Source organism: Pseudoalteromonas sp. TB51, from assembly GCF_000498055.1.
Taxonomy (GTDB): Bacteria; Pseudomonadota; Gammaproteobacteria; order Enterobacterales; family Alteromonadaceae; genus Pseudoalteromonas; species Pseudoalteromonas atlantica.
Genome location: NZ_AUTO01000023.1, coordinates 1 through 4,231, shown reverse-complemented (window position 1 = coordinate 4,231; position 4,231 = coordinate 1). Strand labels below are relative to the sequence as shown.

Sequence of the window (4,231 nt, the reverse complement as noted above, 5' to 3'; positions counted from 1 at the left end):
CAACTAAATAGCGAATTTTTTGCCTTGCTATCAACACGTTTATCCATCCTCAAAATAGATCACTTAATTATGCGGATTGGTATAAAAGGACGTTTTATGAAAATGTTTCTGTTAGCGTTTATAGTTTTGGTTGCGCAATTTAATGTGCTGGCATGTACTAAAACGCTAAAAATGGGCACCAACGAAACCAACTGGGCGCCCTATTTAATTAAACAAGGCAATGCCTTTGTAGGCGCAGAGGTAGATACGGTTAACGCTGTTTTTAAAAATTCGCCTTTTTGTATTGAGTGGGTTTATTTTCCGAGCTTATCGCGGGTTCAGCAAGAGCTAAAAACAGGCCATATTGATATTACCTTTGCGGCAAGTTATACAAAAGAGCGCGCCGAGTACTCTTATTTTACTGATGTTTATCGCGATGAAGTTATGCTGCTTTATAAGCATGAAAACGCCAAAGATGTAATTAATTTGGCGGCGCTTTTTGAACGTGGCTTTATTGTTGGCGTTAACAGAGGCAGCTTTTTTGGCGCTGAGTTTGAAAAAATAAGAAAACACTACCCCAACCAAATAGTACTCACCGCAGATGCAAATACACGCTTTGGTATGCTTAACAAAAAGCGAGTTGATTACGTGATTGACGACTCTGTTGTCGCAAAATATTTTGCTAAGCGCTACAGCACCATTTTACCGGTTAAAACGGCGCCAGCTATCAATGTTAATGGCGTACATTTTATGATGAGTAAACAGTCGGTCACGCTTGACGAAGTAGCTGTAATTAATCGCCTTATTAAAAATAATAAAGCGGCCATAGAGCGCATTTACAAACCCTATTAACCTGCGGTTTTACACTTATATAGATTCATAACCCAACGTGCTGCCATTTTAGGTATGTATCTTTTACCTTTCATTACCATGGGGGGATCTGTATAATTCGCCAGCTAATTTACCCTATTGCTTGGTCTTGTTTGTGGCGTTTTGCTGCAGTTGGCCCCTGTCAGTACTCATTCTAGGACTAACTTTTTGATCTCCACCGCAAATATTACGATGCAGTTTGGCGCAGAGCCGTTGTTTGAAAACATTTCAGCTAAATTTGGTAACGGTAACCGTTACGGTTTAATTGGCGCTAACGGCTGTGGTAAGTCGACCTTCATGAAAATTTTAAGCGGTGCGCTTGTGCCAAGTGCAGGTAATGTGTCGATTACGCCAGGGCTTAAAGTAGGTAACCTAAGCCAAGACCAGTTTGCGTTTGAACAATACAGCGTTGTAGATGCCGTAATTATGGGCGACGTAGAGCTTTGGAAAGTAAAGCAAGAGCGCGACCGTATTTACTCATTACCAGAAATGAGCGAAGAAGACGGCATGAAAGTGGCCGACCTTGAAAGCGTTTTTGCCGAAATGGACGGTTATACAGCCGAAAGCCGCGCTGAAGAAATACTATTAGAAGCGGGTATAGATAAAGAGTTTCATTATGGGTTAATGGCAAACGTTGCCCCAGGTTGGAAATTACGTGTGCTTTTAGCGCAGGCGCTGTTTGCAAACCCAGACATACTGCTACTCGATGAGCCAACCAATAACTTGGATATTCATACCATTACGTGGCTAGCTAATGAGCTTAATAAACGTAAATGCACCATGATTATTATTTCGCATGACCGCCACTTTTTAAACTCGGTATGTACTCACATGGCCGACATTGATTACGGTGAGCTGCGTATTTACCCAGGTAACTACGAAAAGTTTTTAGAAGCGGCAGGCTTACAGCGAGAGCAATTATTAGCCGAAAACGCTAAAAAAAGCGCTGAGATTGACGAGCTTCAAGACTTTGTTAACCGTTTTGGTGCTAACGCCTCTAAAGCTAAACAAGCCAGTTCGCGTGCTAAAAAAATGGATAAAATTAAGCTTGATGAAGTTAAAGCGTCAAGCCGTATGAGCCCATCGTTAAGTTTTGACGAAGGCAAAAAAATGTACCGCCAAGCGCTTGAAGTTAATAAACTTGGCCACGGTTTTGATGGCGAAACATTATTTAGCGGCGGCGACTTTTTACTAGAAGCTGGCGCAAAGCTTGCGGTTATTGGCGAAAACGGTGTGGGTAAAACCACCTTTTTACGCTGTTTAGTAAACGAGCTTAAAAGTAATGAAGGCGAAATTAAATGGTCTGAAAATGCGACCTTTGGCTACTGCCCGCAAGACAGCACAAAAGATTTTGATAACGATTTAACGTTATTTGATTGGATGTCGCAATGGCGTACAGCCAAGCATAACGATTTAATGGTACGCGGCATGTTAGGGCGTTTGTTGTTTACCGCCGACGATTCAAACAAAAAAGCGCGTAACTGTTCAGGTGGTGAAAAAAACCGTTTGTTATTTGGTAAGTTAATGATGCAAGACGTAAACGTACTTGTAATGGACGAGCCAACCAACCACATGGATATGGAAGCCATTGAAGCGCTAAACAATGCACTTAAAGACTTTGCGGGTACGCTTATTTTTGTAAGCCACGACCGCGAGTTTGTATCGTCTTTAGCAACACGTATTATTGATATTAAAGACAAGCAGGTCATTGATTTTCAGGGTACGTTTGACGAATACCTAGCAAGCATAGAAGAGAAAAAAATCGCTTAAGTTGTAGCAGCGATTTTATATCGCGTCTGTTTTAGGTTTAAGCTTTTAGGCTTAAGCTTTTAGGTTTCAAAAACTAAAAATAGAGCCTAAGCTGTTTTAAAAAGGTGCTGTTTAGCGCCTTTTTTTGTGGGTGTTTAAATAGGTGGGTGCGCATTGTTTTTGTTTAACAGTGATTATGTCGCCACCGAGAAATGAATGAGAAGAGCAGGAGAAATTGCTCACCAATCACCGTGTTTTCTCTGTGTAGCGCAAAGCGCCTCTGTGTCCTCGGAGGTGGTATTTAATTTACAATTAATGAAAAGCTGTACATCAACCCTGAACAAGCTCTGTGCCTACAGGCCACGAACTAAAATTTAGACAATAAAAAAGGGGAGCTATTTTGCTCCCCTTTGTGCCTATAATTTTGATTTATTTAAGATCAAATCTATCGGCGTTCATTACTTTTACCCATGCATTTACGAAGTCATGTACAAAACGTTCATTGTTGTCGTCTTGTGCGTAGAATTCGCTTAGTGCACGTAATATAGAGTTTGAACCAAACACTAAATCTATACGTGTTGCGGTCCATTTTATGGTGCCTGTTTTACGTTCAACAATGTTGTAAACACCTGGCTCAGACGGTTTCCAGTTATTGGCCATGTCGGTTAAGTTTACAAAAAAGTCGGTAGAAAGCGCACCTACGTTGTCGGTAAATACGCCGTGTTTGCTGCCTGCGTAGTTTGTGCCTAACACGCGCATTCCGCCAAACAGTACGGTCATTTCTGGTGCTGTTAGACCCATTAACTGGCTACGCTCTAAAAGTAGCTCTTCTGGCGATACGCTAAAGTCGCCTTTAAGGTAGTTTCTAAAGCCGTCGTGTACTGGCTCTAACGGTTCGAACGACTCGGCATCGGTCATTTCGTCGGTTGCATCGCCGCGCCCTGGCGCAAACGGTACAGTTACGTCAACACCAGCTTGTTTTGCAGCTTGCTCTACAGCTGCCGTGCCACCTAATACGATTAAATCTGCAATGCTGATAGGCTTAGCTAAACCTGCTTTAAATTTTTCAAGGGCGCTAAGTACGCTTGCTAAGCGCTCTGGCTCATTGCCTTGCCAATCTTTTTGCGGAGCTAAGCGAATACGCGCGCCATTTGCACCACCACGGCGGTCTGAACCTCGGTACGTACGTGCGCTATCCCATGCTGTAGTAATTAAATCGGTTGCGCTTACTCCACAATCAAGAATTTGTGCTTTTAGCTCACTAATTTCATCATCAGATAGGGTGTAGTCAACAGCCGGAATTGGGTCTTGCCAAATTAGGTCTTCGCTTGGTACATCTTTACCTAAGTAACACGCTTTAGGACCTAAGTCGCGGTGCGTAAGTTTAAACCACGCGCGGGCAAACACATCAGAAAAATACTCAAAGTCGTTGTTAAAACGTTCAATAATTTTACGGTAGATTGGGTCTACCTTCATGGCCATATCGGCGTCGGTCATCATTGGGTTTAAACGAATTGATGGGTCTTCTACATCTACCGGCTTGTCTTCTTCTTTAATGTTTACAGGCTCCCATTGGTGCGCGCCTGCTGGGCTTTTAGTTAGTTCCCACTCGTAGTTTAATAGTAAGTGGCAG

Annotated in this window: 3 protein-coding genes; 2 read left to right on the top strand and 1 reads right to left on the bottom strand. The window is 42.5% G+C overall.

Annotated features, from left to right (window positions below):
• Together L650_RS0100595 and L650_RS0100590 are read left to right on the top strand one after the other, a co-directional pair.
• The coding region (locus L650_RS0100595) for a substrate-binding periplasmic protein (protein WP_317450476.1) at positions 1–831 on the top strand (831 nt) is incomplete at its 5' end.
• Between the two features lie 186 nt (positions 832–1,017).
• A complete protein-coding gene (locus tag L650_RS0100590; protein ID WP_083901829.1) occupies positions 1,018–2,619 on the top strand; it encodes an ABC-F family ATPase in 1,602 nt (533 codons plus the stop codon).
• 408 nt (positions 2,620–3,027) lie between these two features.
• Here the strand turns inward: L650_RS0100590 and L650_RS0100585 are convergent.
• On the bottom strand, positions 3,028–4,231 hold a 1,204-nt coding region (locus L650_RS0100585), incomplete at its 5' end, for a peroxidase family protein (protein WP_029771764.1).